The organism is Pseudomonas brassicacearum, assembly GCF_003732265.1.
Classification (GTDB): Bacteria; Pseudomonadota; Gammaproteobacteria; order Pseudomonadales; family Pseudomonadaceae; genus Aquipseudomonas; species Aquipseudomonas brassicacearum_D.
The window spans coordinates 1-459 of sequence record NZ_MOBK01000208.1 but is presented as its reverse complement, the minus strand read 5'-3'; the positions used below and the strand labels follow the sequence as shown (position 1 = coordinate 459).

Genomic DNA, 459 nt, shown 5'->3' with positions numbered 1-459 from the left:
GCAGGCCGCGATGGCGGCGTTGCCGGAAGTGAAGGAGACACAGGTGATCCTCAGTGGCCTGGGCGTGGATGGCGCGGTACAACAAGCCCTCAAGACATACCCATAACCCTGTGGGAGCGGGCTTGCTCGCGAAGGTGGTGGATCATTCAACAATGATGCAGGCTGACACACCGCCTTCGCGAGCAAGCCCGCTCCCACAGGGGATTTGTGTAGTCATCGTCATCTTAAAGGCATAAAAAAACGCCGCTCATCTCACGATGGGCGGCGTTTTCTATTGCGTTGTAACGTTAGGCTTGAACGACCGGGATGTTGGCGTTCGCAGCAGCTTCACGGAACTCGGCGATCTGGTCAAAGGACAGGTAGCGGTAGACATCAGCCGCCATGCTGTCGATCTTGCCAGCGTATTCCATGTACTCCTCGACGGTCGGCAGGCGACCCAGGATGGAAGCAACAGACGCC

The 459-nt window shown here is 57.7% G+C and carries 1 protein-coding gene; it reads right to left on the bottom strand.

Annotated features, from left to right (window positions below; genetic code table 11):
* Positions 1 to 287: 287 nt before the first annotated feature.
* A partial coding sequence (locus BK660_RS33300; protein WP_185045290.1) for a hypothetical protein occupies positions 288 to 459 on the bottom strand: 172 nt, incomplete at its 5' end.